Annotated in this window: 16 protein-coding genes and 1 pseudogene; 12 read left to right on the top strand and 5 right to left on the bottom strand. The window is 68.8% G+C overall.

The window, feature by feature from the left end:
- The first annotated feature begins 43 nt into the window (after positions 1-43).
- Entirely contained in the window at positions 44-1,309 is a 1,266-nt protein-coding gene (locus IB227_RS12745; RefSeq protein WP_132866223.1) for a threonine/serine exporter family protein, read from the top strand.
- A gap of 102 nt (positions 1,310-1,411) precedes the next feature.
- On the opposite strand, the pseudogene IB227_RS12740 reads toward IB227_RS12745, so the two are convergent.
- The 3 genes and pseudogenes from IB227_RS12740 to IB227_RS12730 form a co-directional block, all read right to left on the bottom strand.
- Positions 1,412-1,777: pseudogene (locus IB227_RS12740) on the bottom strand (H-NS histone family protein); the annotation flags it as partial.
- 156 nt (positions 1,778-1,933) lie between these two features.
- On the bottom strand, positions 1,934-3,628 hold the full coding sequence (locus IB227_RS12735) for a proline--tRNA ligase (RefSeq protein ID WP_192287694.1): 1,695 nt from the start codon (positions 3,626-3,628) through the stop codon (positions 1,934-1,936).
- A gap of 95 nt (positions 3,629-3,723) precedes the next feature.
- On the bottom strand, positions 3,724-4,122 hold the full coding sequence (locus IB227_RS12730) for a DUF4124 domain-containing protein (RefSeq protein WP_132865683.1): 399 nt from the start codon (positions 4,120-4,122) through the stop codon (positions 3,724-3,726).
- 83 nt (positions 4,123-4,205) lie between these two features.
- Between IB227_RS12730 and pssA the strand changes: the two genes are divergently transcribed.
- The 3 genes from pssA to rimI are packed head-to-tail and all read left to right on the top strand — an operon-like array spanning position 4,206 to position 5,952.
- Entirely contained in the window at positions 4,206-4,985 is a 780-nt protein-coding gene (gene pssA, locus IB227_RS12725; protein ID WP_132865682.1) for a CDP-diacylglycerol--serine O-phosphatidyltransferase, read from the top strand.
- Entirely contained in the window at positions 4,982-5,458 is a 477-nt protein-coding gene (locus IB227_RS12720; protein WP_192287693.1) for an alanine acetyltransferase, read from the top strand. The genes pssA and IB227_RS12720 overlap by 4 nt, the downstream gene beginning before the upstream one ends.
- A complete protein-coding gene (rimI, locus tag IB227_RS12715; RefSeq protein ID WP_192287692.1) occupies positions 5,455-5,952 on the top strand; it encodes a ribosomal protein S18-alanine N-acetyltransferase in 498 nt (165 codons plus the stop codon). The genes IB227_RS12720 and rimI overlap by 4 nt, the downstream gene beginning before the upstream one ends.
- Before the next feature lie 12 nt (positions 5,953-5,964).
- Here the strand turns inward: rimI and IB227_RS12710 are convergent, their stop codons facing one another.
- The gene (locus IB227_RS12710) at positions 5,965-6,789 is read right to left on the bottom strand and encodes a DMT family transporter (RefSeq protein WP_192287691.1); all 825 of its coding nucleotides are present in this window, start codon (positions 6,787-6,789) and stop codon (positions 5,965-5,967) included.
- A gap of 115 nt (positions 6,790-6,904) precedes the next feature.
- Positions 6,905-7,837 carry a carbohydrate kinase family protein gene (locus IB227_RS12705; protein ID WP_132865678.1) on the bottom strand — a complete coding sequence of 311 codons (933 nt, stop codon included), beginning with the start codon at positions 7,835-7,837 and terminating at the stop codon, positions 6,905-6,907.
- 274 nt (positions 7,838-8,111) lie between these two features.
- Between IB227_RS12705 and IB227_RS12700 the strand changes: the two genes are divergently transcribed.
- From IB227_RS12700 to IB227_RS12665, 8 genes are all read left to right on the top strand, one after another.
- On the top strand, positions 8,112-9,158 hold the full coding sequence (locus tag IB227_RS12700) for a rod shape-determining protein (protein WP_005419402.1): 1,047 nt from the start codon (positions 8,112-8,114) through the stop codon (positions 9,156-9,158).
- 173 nt (positions 9,159-9,331) lie between these two features.
- Positions 9,332-10,390, top strand: a complete 1,059-nt coding sequence (gene mreC / locus IB227_RS12695) for a rod shape-determining protein MreC (RefSeq protein WP_192287690.1) — start codon at positions 9,332-9,334, stop codon at positions 10,388-10,390.
- Positions 10,387-10,872: a rod shape-determining protein MreD gene (mreD, locus tag IB227_RS12690; RefSeq protein WP_132865676.1), complete on the top strand. Its 486-nt coding sequence runs from the start codon at positions 10,387-10,389 to the stop codon at positions 10,870-10,872. Before mreC ends, mreD begins: the two co-directional genes overlap by 4 nt.
- Positions 10,873-10,874: 2 nt before the next feature.
- A complete protein-coding gene (gene mrdA, locus IB227_RS12685) occupies positions 10,875-12,956 on the top strand; it encodes a penicillin-binding protein 2 (protein WP_192287689.1) in 2,082 nt (693 codons plus the stop codon).
- Complete coding sequence (rodA, locus tag IB227_RS12680; protein WP_132865674.1) at positions 12,953-14,059, top strand: rod shape-determining protein RodA; 1,107 nt, start codon at positions 12,953-12,955, stop codon at positions 14,057-14,059. The genes mrdA and rodA overlap by 4 nt, the downstream gene beginning before the upstream one ends.
- Positions 14,060-14,422: 363 nt before the next feature.
- A complete protein-coding gene (gene mltB, locus IB227_RS12675) occupies positions 14,423-15,568 on the top strand; it encodes a lytic murein transglycosylase B (RefSeq protein WP_192287688.1) in 1,146 nt (381 codons plus the stop codon).
- Positions 15,565-16,842, top strand: a complete 1,278-nt coding sequence (locus tag IB227_RS12670) for a septal ring lytic transglycosylase RlpA family protein (RefSeq protein ID WP_192287687.1) — start codon at positions 15,565-15,567, stop codon at positions 16,840-16,842. Before mltB ends, IB227_RS12670 begins: the two co-directional genes overlap by 4 nt.
- Positions 16,843-16,930: 88 nt before the next feature.
- On the top strand, positions 16,931-18,145 hold the full coding sequence (locus IB227_RS12665) for a D-alanyl-D-alanine carboxypeptidase family protein (RefSeq protein ID WP_192287686.1): 1,215 nt from the start codon (positions 16,931-16,933) through the stop codon (positions 18,143-18,145).
- Positions 18,146-18,201: the final 56 nt, after the last annotated feature.

The following is an 18,201-nucleotide window of genomic DNA, read 5'->3' as shown; positions in this document are numbered from 1 at the left end:
ACCCGGATGAGTATTGCATCGGCTTCAGGCGATACTAATGGCCATGTCTGCCGAAACCCTTGCTCCCGCGCCCCCTCGGGCCACCTATGCACAGCGCGTGGCCTTCGTCTCGGAGATGGCCGGGCGGCTGCACAGTTACGGCACCACCGCGCAACGGCTGGAGGCTTCGGTGGTCGCGTTGTCCCAGCAGCTGGACCTGGACTGCGAGCCGTGGTCGAACCCGACCGGCCTGATCCTGAGCTTCAGCGACCCGACCCGCGCGATCGGCTCCAGCGACATCACCCGCGTGATCCGGATGGGGCCGGGCAGCACCGACCTGCACAAGCTGGCCATCGCCGACGAGATCGCCGACGCGGTGGCCGGGGGGCGCATGAGCATCGCCCAGGGCCATACCGCGCTGCGCCAGCTGGACAGTGACCCGGGCCTGAGCGACCGGATCGCGATGCTGACCTCCTTCACCCTGGGCTCGGCCGGCGTGGCGGGCCTGTGGCGGCTGCCATGGCTGGATATCGCCACCGCCGGCGTGACCGGCCTGCTGATCGGCCTGCTGCTGTTCTATACCGACCGGCGGGTGGCCACGCGCGAGGCCAGCGAAGCCTTGGCGGCGCTGCTGGCTGGCTTCGTGGCGGTCCTGGTGGCCAGCTTCATCGGCCCGCTCAACCTCAACTCCACCATCATCGCCTCGCTGGTGGTGCTGCTGCCCGGCATGGCATTGACCAACGCGGTCAACGAGCTGGCCAGCCAGCACTGGGTATCGGGCACGGCGCGGTTCGCCGGTGCCCTGACCACCATCATGAAACTCACCGTGGGCGCGATGATCGCGGTCACCATCGCCCATTACATCGGGCTGGAGCCGGTGGTGCGGGCCTCGCGCCCGCAGTCCAACTGGGTGGAGTGGGGCTCGGTGCTGGTGGCGGCGTTCGCCTTCGCCATGCTGTTCCGCGCCAGTGTCCGCGATTATCCGTGGGTGATCGCCGCCTCGGTGGCCGGCTATGCGATCTCGCGTTATGGCGGGCTGCTATGGGGCGGGCCGGCCGGTATCTTCCTGGCGGCCATGTTGCTGACCGCCGCCGGTAACCTGTTTGGCCGGCTGGCCAAGCGCCCCGGCGCGATCGTGCGCCTGCCCGGCATCATCATGCTGGTGCCCGGCAGCATCAGCCTGCGTGGGGTGCTCAGCCTGATCCAGCAGCAGAATGTAAATGCCGGTGAATCCGCGTTGCTGACCGTGGTGAATGTGGTGATGGCGCTGGTGGCCGGGCTGCTGTTTGGCAACCTGCTGATCCCGGCGCGTAAGAACCAGAATCTGTAATTTCAGATTCATATATATCCGGTAGTGCGCGGGCAGGACGGGGCCAAATAAAAACGCCGGCTTGCGCCGGCGTTTTTGATTTCGATTACCCGATTACTTCTGGATCAGGAAATCCTCGACCTTGCGGCCCTTGCCGGTCAGCTCGGCCAGCCAGCGCGGCTGCTTGCCACGGCCGGTCCAGGTTTCCTCGGCATTGGCCGGATTGCGGTACTTCGGGGCAACCTTGGCCAGCTTGCGGCCCGCCTTCGGGGCGCTGGTCTTGGCGGCCTTGGCCGGACGGCCGGCCTTCGGCGCGGCGCCGCCAAACAGTTCCTCGATGGTGTAACCGGCCTTCTTGGCGGCAGCGGTCAGCTGCGCACGGACCTTGGTGATCGGCAGACGCTTGGCCACGACGGTCTTGCGCTTCTGCGCGTCGCGGATCAGGGTGGCAAGTTCCTTGGCCGACAGGCCGGACAGATCAATACTCATCTAATGGGTTACTCCAGGGAAATGGATTCGAGACAGCCACTCCGTGGCAGCGGCAAACAGCATACCGGGCCATATGTACGGATGACAAACTACATAACGTGCGTTGTGTGATGCAGGAATGAAAAAGGCCGGGAATATATCCCGGCCTTTTTCTGCTCAGCCTGCGATTTTCTGCAGGACCGCCGCCTTGTCCAGATTCTCCGCCTCGCTGGCGGTGCGGGCCCGGTACTCGAAGGTGCCCGCGGCCAGGCCGCGCTCGGAAACCACGATGCGGTGCGGGACGCCGATCAGTTCCATGTCGGCGAACATCGCGCCCGGACGCAGGCCGCGGTCATCCAGCACCGCGTCGACGCCGGCGGCCTGCAGTTCGGCCAGCAGCGATTCGGCGGCCGCGGTGATGGCGGCATCCTGCTTCGGGTTGATCATGCACACCACCGCCTGCCACGGTGCCATCGCCACCGGCCAGATAATGCCGGCGTCGTCGTGGTTCTGTTCGATGGCGGCGGCGACGATGCGCGATACGCCAATGCCATAACAGCCCATCGACATCACCGCGGCCTTGCCATTCTCGTCCAGCACGGTGGCCTTCAGTGCCTGCGCATACTGGCGGCCCAGCTGGAAGACATGGCCCACTTCGATGCCGCGCGCGATTTTCAGTTCGCCGCCGTCACGGGCGCGGTCGCCGGCTTTCACGTTGCGGATATCGGCCACTTCCGGCTCGGCCAGGTCGCGGCCCCAGTTGACGCCGGCAATATGGAATCCCTTTTCATTGGCACCGACGACGAAGTCCGCCATCGCCGCGACCTCGCGGTCGGCGACCACGCGGATGGCCTTGCGCGGATTCAACGGGCCCAGGAAACCCGGCTCGCTGCCCAGGTGGTCGGCAATCTCCGCTTCGCTGGCCATGCGGTAATCGCGCAGGCCGGTCACCTTGGCCAGCTTGATCTCGTTGATCTCGTGGTCGCCGCGGACCAGGGCCAGCACGAATTCATCCTCGGTGGTCATCACCGCCACCGACTTGACCGTGCGCAGCAGGGCGATGCCCATCAGCGCGGCGACGTCCTCGCAGGTCTTCTGGGTCGGGGTCTCGACCTTGCGCAGTTCCTCGGCGGCGGCGGCACGCGCGGCCGGGTCGGCGGCGATGGCGGCCTCGACGTTGGCCGCGTAATCCGAGCCGGTGGAGAACACCAGCGCGTCCTCGCCCGAATCGGCGATCACGTGGAATTCCTGCGAGGCATCACCGCCGATCGCGCCGGAGTCGGCCTGCACCGAACGGAACTCCAGGCCCAGGCGGGTGAAGATGCGGGTGTAGGCAGCCTTCATGTTCTCGTACTCGGCGACCAGGCTGGCGTCGTCCAGATGGAAGGAATAGGCATCCTTCATCAGGAACTCGCGCGCGCGCATCACGCCGAAGCGGGGGCGGATCTCGTCACGGAACTTGGTCTGCACCTGGTAGAAGTTGACCGGCAGCTGCTTGTAGCTGGACAGCTCCTGGCGCGCGAAGTCGGTGATGGCTTCCTCGGCGGTGGGGCTGTAGCAGTACTCCTGCTCCTTGCGGTCCTTGATCTTGAGCAACTGGCCGCCGAACTTCTGCCAGCGCCCGGTCTCCTCCCACAGTTCCTTCGGCTGGATGGTCGGCAACTGCAGTTCCACCGCCCCGGCGCGGTTCATCTCCTCGCGGACGATGGCTTCCACCTTGCGCAGCACGCGCAGGCCCAGCGGCGACCAGATGTACAGGCCGGAGGCCAGCTTGCGGATCATGCCCGCGCGCAGCATCAGCTTGTGGCTGACCAGCTCGGCGTCGGCGGGAGTTTCCTTGGTGGTGTGCAGGTGGAAGCGGGAAAGGCGCATGGGAGGGGCTTCGCAAAACGGCGGAATCGCCTATTTTGCCAGCCTCGCGGCCCGCTGGGGTGGCTGCGCCGCCAGGCCGTGCCCGACCTGCCTGCTCAGGGGCTCGCGGCGGGCTTGCAGTAGGTGGCCACCATCGACTCGGCCAGGCGCTTCTGGGCCTGGCGCTGGCCGTCGTCCAGGGTCTGGTCGGGCTTGCCGTCGCCGTCGGTATCGCGCATCACCGGGTTGGGCTTGGACAGCAGCTCCAGGTTGTGGCGGGCCGAGGCACACTGCAGGTTGTCGACCGTCGCCGGTGCAGCCGCCGCCGCAGGTTCGGCCTGGACGCTGGGCGCGCCGCTCTGGGTGATCTGCCGGGTCTCGTATTTCTGCCCGACCGGCGGCCGCTCCGAATACTGGGTGACGCCATTGGCGTCCTTCCACTTGTAGAGCTGCCCGGCGCTGGCGGCGGAACTGGCGAGCAGGAGCAGGCAGCAGAGGCGGGGCAGGACGGGCATGGCGACTCCGGGCAGGGCGGACGGGCAAGGCGCCGATTGCAGCACCCGGTGACGCGGCTGGCAAGTCGATTAAACTGGGCGGCATGGACGAATTGAGACCCCCACCGCGTTCGCGCAGCATCTACCTGCTGCCGAACCTGTTCACCACCGCCGGCCTGTTCGCCGGGTTCTACGCGATCATCGCCGCCGCCAACGGGGACTTCGTCAACGCCAGCATCGCCGTGTTCGTGGCGGCGGTCATGGACGGCCTGGACGGCCGCGTGGCGCGCCTGACCGGCACCAGCAGTGAGTTCGGCGTGCAGTACGACTCGCTGGCCGACCTGGTCAGCTTCGGCATGGCGCCGGCGCTGGTCATGTACCACTGGGCGCTGTCCTCGCTGAAGTTCGACGGCGAGATCCTCGGCCGCGTTGGCTGGTCGGCCGCGTTCCTGTACGCCGCCTGCGCTGCGCTGCGGCTGGCGCGCTTCAACACCCAGGTCGGCACGGTCGACAAGCGCTGGTTCGTCGGCCTGGCCAGCCCGGCCGCGGCGGGCCTGATGATGTCCTTCGTCTGGGCCTTTGCCGACGGCAACCTGGGCTGGAGCGGCGAGCAGCTGCGCTACGTGGCGCTGGCGGTGACGATCGTCTCGGGCCTGCTGATGGTCAGCCGGATCCGCTTCTGGAGCTTCAAGGGCGGCAACGAGAAGGGGCCGCGCTCGGAGCGCGTGCCGTTCGTGGTGCTGGCGCTGGTGCCGATCATCATCGCCATCATGGTCGTGGACCTGCCGCGCACCCTGTTCGTGGTGGGCATCCTGTATGCCATCTCCGGGCCGGTGATGTGGCTGCTGCTGCGCCGGCGCGCGCCGGCCGGCAAGGTGGAATGACCGGGCTCGCGCCCGCGCCGTTGTGGTCCGCGCAGCAGCAGGCGCTGCTGCAGGCGATGGGCTACACGGTCTACCTGGAGGGCAGTGCGCTGGACGCACCGCCTGCCATGGAGGCCGCCGCGCCGCCGGTCGCCCTGGAGATCGCGCCGGCGCGTACCCCGCCGCCGCCGCGCCCGGCCGCCCCGCCCGCCCGCCGTGAGCAGGCTGCCCGCGCGCCAGAGGCCCCGGCGACCACGCCGGACAGGCCCGCGTCCCCGGCATCGGCGGCGACCCTGCCACGCCGCGGCGGTGGCCTGCGCATGCCCGACCGCCTGCAGATCGCCCTGCTGCGCGCGTCCGGCTGCAACCCGAATGACCCGCAGACGCGGGCATTGATGGACAGTTGGCCGCTGGACGAGCTGCGTGCCAACCCGGCCGCCAAGCGCGCGCTGTGGCCGCAACTGCGCAGCCTGCGGCGGAAGCAGCGGCAATGAACGCGCAGGCCCGCCCGGCCGGCCCGGTGTTGCGGCCGATGCAGGAAGACGACCTGGACGCGGTGATGGAGGTCGAGCTGCGCGCTTACCCCTTCCCGTGGACGCGTGGCATTTTCCAGGACTGCCTGCGCGCCGGTTATCCCGGGCGGATCCTCGAGGTGGAAGACGGCCTGGTCGGCTACGGCATGCTCAGCCTCGCCGCCGACGAGGCGCATGTGCTCAATGTCTGCGTGGACCCGCTGGTGCAGTCGCGCGGCCATGGCCGGCGGCTGCTGCGCGAACTGGTGCGGGTGGCGCGCCAGCGCGGCGCGGTGCGGGTGTTCCTGGAGGTGCGCCCGTCCAATGCCCCGGCCATCGCGCTGTACCACAGCGAAGGCTTCAACGAGATCGGCCGGCGACCGCGTTACTACCCCGCCGACAACGGCCGTGAGGACGCGCTGGTGATGGCGATGGAGCTGGTGGACGAGGACATCGCCCGCATGCCGCCGCTCTGAGCGGCGGGTGCATCAGGCCAGCCGCAGCAAGGCCACGCCGATCAGGATCACCGCCGCGGCCAGCAGGCGGCGCCGGCTGATCCGCTCCTTCAGCAGCAGCGCCGACAGCGCCAACGCGAACAGGATCGAGGTTTCGCGCAGCGCGGCGATGATCGCCACCGGTGCCAGCGTCATCGCCCACAGTGCGATGCCGTAGGACGTGGTGGTGCCGATGCCGCCGACCAGGCCGCGTGCCCAGTTCCGGCGCAGGTAGTCCCCCAGCTCGGCGCGTCGCCGGGCCAGTGCCCACAGCGGCAATGGCAGCCCGGACAGCAGGAACAGCCACAGCGTGTAGCTGAGCGTGTTGCCGGACAGGCGTGCGCCGCGGGCGTCGACCAGGGTGTAGGTGGCGATGACCACCGCGATGAACAGGGGCAGCTGCAGGTTGCGGCGGTTGCCGCTGCCGGCCATCAGCACGATGCCGCCGCAGACCAGGGCGATGCCGGCCCAGCCGGCAGCGGGCAGGTGCTCGTCGAAGGCCAGGCTGCCGGCCAGGGCCACCAGCAGCGGTGCGCAGCCACGCATCAGCGGGTAGGACAGGCTCATATCCGCCACCCGGTAGGCGCGCGCGACCAGGACGTAGTAGCCGGCCTGCAGGACCGCCGATACCGCCAGCCAGGGCCAGCTCCTCGCTGCGGGCGCGGGCAACCACGGCAGCAGCAGGGCCGCGAGCACCGCCGCCCAGCCGGTGACCAGCAGGGTGGTCAGCAGCGTGTCGCCGCCGAGCTTGACGATGGCGTTCCAGCTGGCGTGGAGCAGGGCGGCCAGCAGCACCGCGCAGAAAAGGCCCAGGGACATTGGCGGTGGCGGTCGGGTCAGGCCACAAGGCTAACTGGTGCCTGCCCGGGCGGTGGCGGGGGCAACGAAAAACGGCGCCGAAGCGCCGTTTCCCGGGTGCCGCCGCGCTTCGGGTTCAGAGCGCGTAGCCGAACTGCTGCTTGAACTGGTCGTTGAACTCGGCGAAGTCGAAGCGCTGGTTCTGGGTGCCGGGGTGCTCGACCTTCAGCGCGCCCATCAGGTTGCCCATGCGGCCGATGGTGAGCCAGTCGTAGCCCTTCTCGATGCCGTAGATCAGGCCGGCGCGGAAGGCGTCGCCGCAGCCGGTCGGGTCGACCACGCGGCGCTCGTGCGCCGGCGGGATGTCGAAGCTCTTTTCCGGGGTATGGATGATCGCCCCGCGCGGCCCCTGGGTGGTGATGTAGGCCTGGGTGCGCTCGACGATTTCCTTCTCGCTCCAGCCGGTGCGCTGCTGCAGCAGGTTGGACTCGTAGTCGTTGACCACCACGTAGTCGGCCTGTTCGATGAACTGGCGCAGCTCCGGCCCGTTGAACAGCGGCAGCGCCTGGCCCGGGTCGAAGATGAAGGGGATGCCGCATTCCAGGAACTCGGCCGCGTTCTGGATCATGCCCTCGCGGCCGTCCGGCGCGACGATGCCGAAGGTGACGCCCGGCACGTCCTTCACGTGGTTCTCGTGCGAACGCATCATCGCGCCCGGGTGGAAGGCGGTGATCTGGTTGTTGTCGTGGTCGGTGGTGATGAAGCACTGCGGGGTGAACATCTCCTCCAGCACCCGCACCTGGCTCAGGTTGATGCCCAGCCGCTCGAAATGCTCGCGGTACGGGCCGAAGTCCTGGCCCACGGTGCCCATCGGGATCGGGTCGCCGCCGAGCAGCTTCAGGTTGTAGGCGATGTTGCCGGCGCAGCCGCCCAGCTCGCGGCGCATGCGCGGGACCAGGAAGGACACGTTCAGGATGTGCACCTTGTCCGGCAGGATGTGGTTCTTGAACTGGTCCGGGAACACCATGATGGTGTCGAAGGCAAGGGAACCACAGATCAAAGCGGACATCGCGAACAGGCCTATACGGGAAAAGGAAAACGCCGCCGTGCGGCCGCAGGCGGGCCGGCGCGCAGCGCGCCAAAGCGCATAAGGTTACCGGGTGCCGCGGCGGACGGCCACAACCGAATCTGTACCGCGTCTGCCTGATGTGGTCCGGAACCCGGATTTTCCAAGGATTTTTCTTGCCCGGGCCATGGTGGGTTGATAGGCTAGCGGCCCTCATTTTCTGCCCATTTTTTCGCCAACCGGCGTGGGCACGACACCCGTCAGGATCACTTCCCAGATGTTCAAGAAGCTGCGTGGCATGTTCTCCAATGACCTGTCCATCGACCTGGGCACGGCCAACACCCTCATCTATGTGCGCGGCCAGGGCATCGTGCTGAACGAGCCGTCGGTCGTGGCCGTGCGCCAGGACCGTGCCATCGGCGGCACCCGCTCGGTGGCCGCCGTCGGCGCCGAGGCCAAGCAGATGCTCGGCCGTACCCCGGGCCATATCACCACCATCCGCCCGATGAAGGACGGCGTCATCGCCGACTTCACCTACACCGAGGCGATGCTCAAGCACTTCATCAAGAAGGTGCACAAGTCGCGCGTGCTGCGCCCGAGCCCGCGCGTGCTGGTCTGCGTGCCGGCCGGCTCGACTCAGGTCGAGCGCCGCGCCATCAAGGAGTCGGCCGAGGAGGCCGGTGCGCGTGACGTGTTCCTGATCGAGGAGCCGATGGCCGCGGCGATTGGCGCCGGCATGCCGGTGACCGAGGCGCGTGGCTCGATGGTCATCGACATCGGCGGCGGCACCACCGAAGTGGCGGTCATCTCGCTGAACGGCATCGTCTATTCGGCCTCGGTCCGCATCGGCGGCGACCGTTTCGACGAGTCCATCACCAATTACGTGCGCCGCAACCACGGCATGCTGATCGGTGAAGCCACCGCCGAGCGCATCAAGGTCGAGCTGGGCTGCGCCTACCCGCAGGCGGAAGTGATCGAGATGGAGATCTCCGGCCGCAACCTCGCCGAGGGCGTGCCGAAGATGATCAAGATCAGCTCCAACGAGGTGCTCGAGGCCCTGCACGAACCGCTGTCGGGCATCGTCTCGGCGGTCAAGCTGGCCCTGGAACAGACCCCGCCGGAACTGTGCGCCGACGTCGCCGAGCGCGGTATCGTGCTGACCGGTGGTGGCGCCCTGCTGCGCGACCTGGACCGCCTGATCTCCGAGGAGACCGGCCTGCACGTGCAGGTGGCCGATGACCCGCTGACCTGCGTGGCCCGCGGTGGCGGCCGTGCGCTGGAGCTGGTGGACATGCACGGCAACGAGTTCTTCGCGCCGGAGTGAGGCCGGGATCGGGGTGGGGAGCCGGGAATGACGATGCGTGGGTTGCTGCGATCTGCCCCGGTCCGCGTGTTCCTGCCCCCGCTGCAGATGACATCCGGTGTGCGCGCTGACGTTCGGGGGCTCCTGCGGCCCCCATTCCCTTTTTCCCTTTCCCTGCTCCCAGCGCCTGATCCGTGCCTCCTTACGCCGGCCCTCCCGTAGCCTCCCGACAGGGTGACGCCAGCAGCACATTGCGACTGCTGGCTTACCTGGCGTTGGCCATCACCCTGATCGTGCTCGACATCCAGGGCGGCTGGCTGTCGCGCCTGCGTGCGCAGGCCAGCGTGGTGGTGCAGCCGGTCTGGGCACTGGCCGGGCTGCCCGGCCGCGTCGGTGCCACGGTCAAGGACCATGCCGCCAGCCACGGCCAGCTGGTCGAGGAGAACCGCGAGTTGCGCAACCAGCTGCTGCTGGCCAATGCCCGCCTGACCCGCCTGCAGACCGCCGCGCTGGACAACGCCCAGCTGCGCGAGCTGCTCAATGCCGCCGAACGCAATGGCCTGGACGTGCAGCTGGCGCCGATCCTGGACATCGACCTGGACCCGGTGAAGCAGCGCGTGGTGCTGGACTCGGGCAGCCGCAACGGCGTGCACGTCGGCCAGGCGGTGATCGATGCCGGCGGCCTGATGGGGCAGGTGATTGCGGTCAATGCCAGCCATTCGACCGTGCTGCTGCTGACCGACCCGGACCACGCGGTGCCGGTGAACGTGGCCCGCAACGGGGTGCGGCTGATCGCCTACGGGCGCGGCGACCGCCTGGAGCTGCGCGACATCCCGCTCAGCGCGGGCGTCGAGGTGGGCGATGAGATCGTGACCTCGGGCCTGGGCGGGCGTTTCCCCGCCGGCTTCCCAGTCGGCAGGATCCTCAAGCTGCGCCCGGACGATACCCATGCCTTCCTGGTCGGTGAACTGGAGCCGGCGGCCAAGCTGGACCGTGGTCGCAACGTGCTGCTGCTGCGCTCGGTGCCGGCCATCCCGCGCCTGCCGGTGACCCAGGGCCTGGAGCTCCCGGCCGACGCGGCCGGTACGGTCACGCCGTCGGCGCATCCGGCCCCGGCCGGTGCCACGGCCGTACCGCCGGCAGGCCCGTCGCCCACCGAAGCGGCCCCGGCCACTCCGGCGGGCGCCGCCGGTGCGTCCACGGCTCCCGCCGAAGCGCCGTCGCCGCAGGCCACGCCGGAGCAGCGCCGATGAGCCGCCTGCGCAACAAGGGCTGGGTGCTGCCGGTCAGCATCGTGCTGGCGTTCCTGCTGGCACTGGTGCCGTTGCCTGACCTGCTGCTGCCACTGCGCCCGTACTGGCTGGCGCTGGTGCTGGCGTACTGGGTGATCGAGACCCCCGAGCGCGCAGGGCTGGGCTTCGCCTTCTGCATCGGCCTGCTGGCCGATGTGCTGACCGGGGGCATCCTCGGCGAGCAGGCGCTGCGGCTGGTGGTGATGGCCTTCATCCTGCAGCGTTTCCGCGCGCGGATCCGGTTCTTCCCGTTGTCGCAGCAGGCGCTGTCGATCGGCGGGCTGCTGTTCAACGACCGCGTCATCGACGCGGCCATCCACCTGCTCGGTGATGCGCCGCTGCTGCCCTGGAGCTACTGGTGGGCGCCGCTGCTGGGCATGGCGCTGTGGCTGCCGCTGTATGTGCTGCTGGATGCGGTGCGGCTGGGCAAGCGCGGACGCTGAGCATGTACAACCGGCGCCAGACCAAGAACCCGCACGCCGAGGCCGAACAGTTCCGGCGGCGCGCGGCACTGGGCTTCCTCGGCGTGCTGCTGGCGCTGGGCTTCCTGGGCGGTTGGTACTTCAAGCTGCAGGTGCTGGACCACGACATCTATGCCACGCGCTCGGAGGCCAACCGCATCAAGGCGCGTCCGGTGGTGCCGGGGCGCGGGCTGATCTACGACCGCAACGGCCGGCTGCTGGCCGAGAACGTGCCGGCCTTCCGCCTGGACGTGACCCCGGACAAGGTGCAGGACATGGAGGCCACCCTGGCCGGCCTGCGCCAGATCTTCTCGCTGGGCGATGAGGACATCGAGCGCTTCCGGCAGTCGCGCAAGGCGCGTCGCAGCTTCATGCCGGTGACGCTCAAGCTGCGCGTCAGCGACGACGAGATGGCGCGCTTCGCGGTGGACCGCTGGCGTTACCCGGGCGTGGAGCTGGAGCCGTACCTGACCCGGCGCTACCCCTACGGCGACCTGTTCGCGCACATCATCGGCTACGTCGGCCGGGTCGACGACAAGGACCTGGAGGAGCTGGGCGAGGGCAATGCCGCGCTGACCCACATCGGCAAGTCCGGCCTGGAGCGCTACTACGAGCAGCAGCTGCGCGGGAAGATCGGCTACGAGCAGGTCGAGACCAATGTGCAGGGCCGCGCCATCCGCACCGTCGGCCGGGTGCCGGCGCAGTCGGGCACCGACCTGCGGTTGTCCATCGATGCCGACCTGCAGCGGGCGATGGTGGCCGCCTTCGGCGAGCAGGAAGGCTCGGCGGTGGCGATCGACCCGCGTACCGGCGAGATCCTGGCCATGGTCAGCCTGCCGTCGTACGACCCCAATCTGTTCGTGAACGGCATCTCGCACGCCGACTTCAAGCGCCTCAACGAGAACCCGTCGCGTCCGCAGTTCAACCGGCTGGTGCTGGGCGGCGTGGCGCCGGGTTCGACGGTCAAGCCGTTCCTCGGCCTGGCCGGGCTGGACAGCGGGCTGCGCCGGCCGGAGGACAAGATCCTCTCGCGCGGCATGTTCTACCTGCCCGGCGTCAGCCGTGGCTGGGGTGACGCCAACCGTGGCGGCCATGGCTGGACCGACCTGCGCAAGTCGATCTCGCAGTCGGTCAACACCTATTACTACCAGCTCGGCATCGACATGGGCATCGAGCGCTATGACGAGTACATGGGCGGCCACTACGGCTTCGGCCGGCCCACCGGCATCGACCTGCTCGGCGAGATCGGCGGCATCCTGCCCTCGCCGGCGGCCAAGGCCAAGGCGAACCGCGAGCGCTGGTACCCGGGCGATACCGTCAATGCCAGCATCGGCCAGGGCCTGTGGAAAGTGACGCCGCTGCAGCTGGCGCGCGGCGTGGGCGGCTTGGCCACCGGGCAGCTGCGGCGCCCCCACCTGGTCACCGAACAACGCGCCGGTTTCGACCACGACTGGATGGCGATGGCGCAGCCGGCACCGCTGCCGATCAGCCCCAACCCGTCCAACCTGCAGGCCGTGCGCGAAGGCATGATGGGCACCATGCAGCCCGGTGGCAGCGGCTGGCGTGTCGCCGCCGGGGCCCAGTACCGGATGGCCGGCAAGACCGGCACCGCGCAGGTGATCAGCCGCAAGGGCACCGCCGCGCTGAACCCCAAGAGCCTGCCGATGCACCTGCGCCACCGCGCGCTGTTCGTGGGCTTCGCGCCGGCCGAGGACCCGGTCATCGCCATCGCCATCGCTGTGGAGGGCGGTGGTTACGGTGGTTCGGCGGCCGCGCCGATCGCGCGCAAGGTGTTCGATGCGTGGCTGCTGGGCGTGATGCCCGAGGGCCTGCAGCCGCTGGATGCCGAGCGCGGCACGGTCGCGGTCGGCATCGCCACCTTCGATACCGAGGACCCGACCGCACGCGCCCGTGGTGAACAGGCGGCACTGCTGTTCGATGCCATGCCGGTGATGGTGGGCGCGCCCGCGCCACCGCCACAGGCACCGTCCTCCCTCGAATCCCCCGCGGTGGCGCCATCGCGCCCGGCCGGGCCCGAGGCACGCGGCCCGGAGGCACAACGATGAGGGACTTCCTGCGCTGGGCACTGGAGATGGGCCAGCGCCTGACCCGCGGCCTGGACTGGCCGCTGCTGATCGCGCTGGCCGTGCTGATGGGCATCGGCCTGTCGGTGCTGGACAGCGCCGGCGGTGGCGGGCTGGTGATGGCGCAGGGCGTGCGCTTCGCGGTGGGCCTGGTGGCGATGTGGGCCATCTCGCGGGTTTCCATCCTGCGCATCCGCGCCTGGACGCCGCTGATCTATGCCGTCTCCATGCTGCCGTTGCTGGCGGTGTTCGTGCTGGGCACCGGCAAGTACGGCCGGCAGTGGCTGAACCTGGGGCTGTTCTACCTGCAGCCGGCCGAGTTGCTGAAGGTCAGCCTGCCGATGATGGTGGCCTGGTACCTCAATCGCATGCCGCTGCCGCCGCGCATCCCGGTGGTGCTGGTGGCGGCGGTGATCATCGGCGTGCCGACCGGGCTGGTGATGCTGCAGCCGGACTTCGGCACCGGCGTGCTGATCGCCGCCAGCGGCGCGTTCGTGCTGCTGCTGGCCGGCCTGCCGTGGTGGTGGGTGGGCATCGGCGTGGGCGGCGTGGCCGCGGCCGCGCCGGTGGCGTGGCTGTGGCTGCTGCGGCCCTACCAGAAGGACCGCATCATGATGTTTCTCGACCCGGAGAGTGACCCGCTCGGGGCCGGCTGGAACATCATCCAGTCCAAGATCGCGATCGGCTCCGGTGGCCTGACCGGCAAGGGTTGGGGGTTGGGCTCGCAGTCGCACCTGAACTTCATCCCCGAGCAGACCACCGATTTCGCCTTCTCTGTGCTCAGCGAGGAATACGGCTGGGTCGGCGTGGCGGTGGTGCTGGCCCTGTACCTGTTCGTGATCGGCCGGTGCCTGTGGATCGCGGTGGAGGCGCGCGATACTTACTCGCGGCTGCTGGCCGGTGCCACCGGCCTGGCCTTCTTCGTGTACATCCTGGTCAACGGCGGCATGATCTCCGGCCTGCTGCCGGTGGTGGGCGTGCCGATGCCGCTGATCAGCTATGGCGGCACCTCGGCGGTCTCGCTGCTGGCCGGCTTCGGCCTGGTGATGGCGGTGCGTGCGCACCGGCCGGTCCACGGTGGCTGAGTTGGGTTGATTGCTCGGCTTTTGATCGAGATCAAACACAAGGCTTTACGAGTTCTTCACAATGTCAGCGTCGCTGGCAGCTGTCGCGCCGCGACATCCGGTTGGTTGTTGGCGGGTCGGCATGGGGAGATGACGACCCGGTTCCCCCACACCAATCCGGGCGTCGGTCATCTCTGCGGGATGGGGGGATGGCCGACGCCTATTTTTATGCCCGGTGGACGGGCAGGGCCGGCAAAGCGTGGCTGCATTCATCTTCCAGGGTCGCCGCAGGGTGCCATCCGCGGACGGATTTTCCCCTTCAATTTCGTTGGGATTCATGGTCTTATTGATGGAAATTCATCTTTGACCTGCTAATCTCGGCCGATGATTCGACGCGCTCTGATTTGCTGTCTCACGTTCGGTCTGGTCGCCTGCGCGACCCAGCCGCATGCTCCCACGCCGTCGCCGGTTCCGGCCGAGGCACCCGCCACGCCGGCCAAGCCAGGCACCGGTCCGGCCGAGGCGACTCCGGAAAGCAAGCAGGACTTGCCCCCGGTCGACCTGACCCCGGTGCCCTTCGAAACCGCCCGTGCCAATTTCGTCCGTGACACCGCGGCGCGTTACCGCATCGATCCGGCCTACATCGAAGCCACGCTGGCGCAGGCGCAGATCCGCGAACCGATCATCGCGGCGATGTCGCGGCCGGCCGAGCGGGTCAAGCCGTGGAACGAATACCGGCCGATGTTCATCACCCAGGCCCGCATCGACGGCGGCCGTGCCTTCCTGGCCCAGCACCGCGACGAGCTGATGCGGGTGCAGGAACGCACCGGCGTGCCGGCCGAGGTGATCGTGGCGATCATCGGCGTGGAGACCAGCTACGGCCGCAACGCCGGCAACCACCGCGTGCTTGATGCGCTGTACACGCTGGCCTTCAAGTACCCGCGCAGCGGCGACCCGGCCAAGCTCGAGCGCGAGGTGCGCCGCGAGCTGTTCTTCCGCGACGAGCTGGCCAAGCTGTTCGAACTGGCGCGCATGGAGAAGCTGGACATCACCACCCTCAAGGGCAGCTATGCCGGCGCGATGGGCATGGGCCAGTTCATGCCATCCAGCTACCTGGACTTCGCCGTGGACGGCAACGGTGACGGCCGCCGGGACCTGTTCAACAGCTATGACGACGTGTTTTCCTCGATCGCCAACTACTTCGTGAAGAAGGGCGGTTGGGTGCGCGGTGGCACCGTCGCGGTGCCGGCCATGCTCGACGCCGGCCGCGAGGAGTTCAACCCGACCGACTGGACCCCGACCTGGACCATCGATGACCTGGCCGCGCGCGGCTACCACGCGGTGACGCCGATCCGCGCGGCCAACGCCACCGCCACGCCGGTGACCCTGGAAGGCAGCAACGGCAAGCAGTACTGGCTGGGCTTCCAGAACTACTACGCGATCACCCGATACAACATCTCCAAGATGTACGCGATGGCCGTGTTCCAGCTGTCCCAGGCCATCGCCGGCAAGGAGCTCCCCCCGGCATGAACATCAGGTGGCTGGTCCCTGCGTTGATCGTGCTCGGGCTGGCCGCCTGCAGCAGCGCCCCGAAGAAGGCCGGCGGCGGCAGTGCCGCTGCCAGCGCGCATGCCGGCACGGCGGTGCATGGCCGCGGTGACGCCCGTGCCGGTTGCCCGGAAGGCTCGCCGTACGCCAAGGCGCAGGAAGACCTCTCCACGCGGGGCAATTACACCGCCGGAGGCCTGTACAAGCCGGGCGTCAGGGACAGCACGCCAAGCTACATCCCCAACGTGGACTGCATCCCCGAACCGGTGGTGACCAGCGAGCCGCGGTCGGCGGTGGGCAACCGTTCGCCCTACGTGGTGCTGGGCAAGCAGTACCAGGTGATGGACGACGTCAGCCGCTACGTCGAGCAGGGCACGGCCTCGTATTACGGCCAGAAGTTCCACGGCCGGCTGACCTCCAACCGCGAGGTGTACGACATGTACGCCTTCACCGCCGCGCACAAGACCCTGCCGCTGCCCAGCTTCGCCCGTGTCACCAACCTGGACAACGGTGAGTCGGTGGTGGTGCGGGTCAATGACCGCGGGCCCTTCCACGACGGCCGCGTGATCGACCTGAGCTACGCGGCCGCGGTGCGCCTGGGCATCACCCAGCGCGGCACCGGCCGGGTCGAGGTGCGTGGCCTGACCCCGGGCAGCGACAACGTGCTGGCCGGCAGCCGCCGTGGCCGCGGCGAACGCGCGGCCGCGCCGGTGGTGGCGACGGTCAGTGCGCCGGCCCGACCGGTGGCACCAAGCCGCATGGACCAGTTGGTGGAAAAGCTGCCGAACCCGCCTGCCGCGACCCCGCCGACGGCCCCCACCGCGGTCGCCAGTGCCGATCATTTCGACGCGTGGATGAAGGACAACGGTGTGCGCGTGGCCACCGGTCGCCCGGCTGCCACGCGCGCCGCCGGTGCCGAACCGGCCCCGGTGGCCGTACAACCGCTGCCGGCGACGGCGCCCGCACCGGCCGTGCGCGCGGCCACCACGCCGGCGGTTCCGGCCGACCCGGCCACGCGTGCGTTGGGCGCCATCCTGCTGCAGGTGGCCAGCTTTTCCAGCCGCGACAATGCTGCACGGGCGCTGAGCCAGTTGTCGGCCGCCGGTATCGTCGGCGCCTCGCTCAGCGATATCGTCAGCGGCGGGCGCACCCTGTGGCGCCTGCGCGTACCAGCCAGCGACCAGAGCAGTGCGGCGGAACTCGCCGGGCGCATTGCGGGTCTGGGCTTTGGCAGTCCGCAGATCGTCCGCGACTGACGCCGGATGTCGCACCGCAATGGCGGTGCGCCCGTCCTACAATGATCGTCCGTTTCTTTTTTCCTCGTCCCGCAGGAACCGATTTCCGATGAAATTCCGTTTTGCCGCCGCCGCGCTGGCCACGACGCTCGTCGTTGGCCTGGCATCCGCCCAGACGCCCACCCCCACGCCGACCCCAGCCCCCGCTGCCGCGGCCGCTCCGGCCCAGGTGGCGACGCCGCCGGCACCGGTCCCGACCACCGCCACCGCCTGGGTGCTGATGGATTACGCCACCGGCCAGGTGCTGGCCGGCGAGAACGTCCACATGGCGGTGCCGCCGGCCAGCATCACCAAGGTGATGACGTCCTACGTGCTCGCCGCCGAGACCAGGAACGGCAAGATCAAGCCGGACGACCAGGTGATGATGAGCGAGCGCGCCTGGCGTGAAGGCGGCGCGGGCACCGACGGCAGCTACAGCGGTTTCCCGGTCAACCAGACCGCGCGCCTGGAGGACATGGAAAAGGGCATGGCGATCCAGTCCGGCAACGATGCCGCGATCGCCCTGGCCGAACATGCCGCCGGCAGCCAGGAGGCCTTCGCCGCGCTGATGAACAGCTACGCCGCCAAGATCGGCATGAAGGACTCGCACTTCGTCAACGCGCACGGCCTCAACGCCGAAGGCCACCAGTCCAGCGCCTACGACCTGGCGCTGCTGGGCCGCGCCTTCGTGCGCGATTACCCGGAGACCTACGCGTACAACAAGATCAAGGAATTCACCGTCGGCAACATCACCCAGCCCAACCGCAACCTGCTGTTGTGGCGTGATGCGAGCGTGGACGGCATCAAGACCGGCCACACCTCGGCGGCCGGCTACTGCCTGATGAGCTCGGCCCAGCGCGGCGACCAGCGCCTGATCGCGGTGCTGATGGGCGGTGCCTCGGAGAAGCAGCGTGCCGATGACAGCCTGGCACTGCTGAACTGGGGCTTCCGCTTCTTCGAAACCCATCGCCTGTACGAGCCGGGCAAGGCCGTGACCAGCCAGCACGTCTGGAAAGGCAAGGCCGATGAAGTGCAGCTGGGCGTTGCCCAGCCGATGCTGGTGAGCGTGCCGCGCGGCCGTTACAACGACCTCAAGCCGAGCATGGACGTGCCCAAGCAGCTGGTCGCCCCGATCACCGCTGGCCAGCAGATCGGCACCGTGAAGGTGTCGCTGGACGGCAAGGTGATCGCCGAGGCGCCGCTGGTGGCGGTGCAGGCGGTGGAAGAGGGGGGCTTCTTCAAGCGCCTGTGGGACGCCTTCATGATGTGGTGGAAGTCCGAGTAAGGGCGGCCACCGGCCGGAACGGCCAGGCGGCGCTGCCGCGCTCGACGATTCGTCGG

It is taken from the genome of Stenotrophomonas sp. STM01, from assembly GCF_014852135.1.
Lineage (GTDB): Bacteria > Pseudomonadota > Gammaproteobacteria > Xanthomonadales > Xanthomonadaceae > Stenotrophomonas > Stenotrophomonas capsici.
The sequence above is the reverse complement of the archived record's forward strand: the minus strand, read 5'-3'. Positions and strand labels throughout refer to the sequence as shown.

What these genes read in the sequence shown, in the direction of transcription:
- IB227_RS12735 (WP_192287694.1), bottom strand. Translation starts at nt 3,628, where the DNA reads ATGCGCCTTTCCCGCTTCCACCTGCACACCACCAAGGAAACTCCCGCC.
- IB227_RS12710 (WP_192287691.1), bottom strand. Translation starts at nt 6,789, where the DNA reads ATGTCCCTGGGCCTTTTCTGCGCGGTGCTGCTGGCCGCCCTGCTCCAC.
- mreD (WP_132865676.1), top strand. Translation starts at nt 10,387, where the DNA reads ATGAGCCGCCTGCGCAACAAGGGCTGGGTGCTGCCGGTCAGCATCGTG.
- IB227_RS12720 (WP_192287693.1), top strand. Translation starts at nt 4,982, where the DNA reads ATGACCGGGCTCGCGCCCGCGCCGTTGTGGTCCGCGCAGCAGCAGGCG.
- mrdA (WP_192287689.1), top strand. Translation starts at nt 10,875, where the DNA reads ATGTACAACCGGCGCCAGACCAAGAACCCGCACGCCGAGGCCGAACAG.
- rimI (WP_192287692.1), top strand. Translation starts at nt 5,455, where the DNA reads ATGAACGCGCAGGCCCGCCCGGCCGGCCCGGTGTTGCGGCCGATGCAG.
- IB227_RS12665 (WP_192287686.1), top strand. Translation starts at nt 16,931, where the DNA reads ATGAAATTCCGTTTTGCCGCCGCCGCGCTGGCCACGACGCTCGTCGTT.
- rodA (WP_132865674.1), top strand. Translation starts at nt 12,953, where the DNA reads ATGAGGGACTTCCTGCGCTGGGCACTGGAGATGGGCCAGCGCCTGACC.
- pssA (WP_132865682.1), top strand. Translation starts at nt 4,206, where the DNA reads ATGGACGAATTGAGACCCCCACCGCGTTCGCGCAGCATCTACCTGCTG.
- IB227_RS12700 (WP_005419402.1), top strand. Translation starts at nt 8,112, where the DNA reads ATGTTCAAGAAGCTGCGTGGCATGTTCTCCAATGACCTGTCCATCGAC.
- IB227_RS12745 (WP_132866223.1), top strand. Translation starts at nt 44, where the DNA reads ATGTCTGCCGAAACCCTTGCTCCCGCGCCCCCTCGGGCCACCTATGCA.
- IB227_RS12730 (WP_132865683.1), bottom strand. Translation starts at nt 4,122, where the DNA reads ATGCCCGTCCTGCCCCGCCTCTGCTGCCTGCTCCTGCTCGCCAGTTCC.
- IB227_RS12705 (WP_132865678.1), bottom strand. Translation starts at nt 7,837, where the DNA reads ATGTCCGCTTTGATCTGTGGTTCCCTTGCCTTCGACACCATCATGGTG.
- IB227_RS12670 (WP_192287687.1), top strand. Translation starts at nt 15,565, where the DNA reads ATGAACATCAGGTGGCTGGTCCCTGCGTTGATCGTGCTCGGGCTGGCC.
- mltB (WP_192287688.1), top strand. Translation starts at nt 14,423, where the DNA reads ATGATTCGACGCGCTCTGATTTGCTGTCTCACGTTCGGTCTGGTCGCC.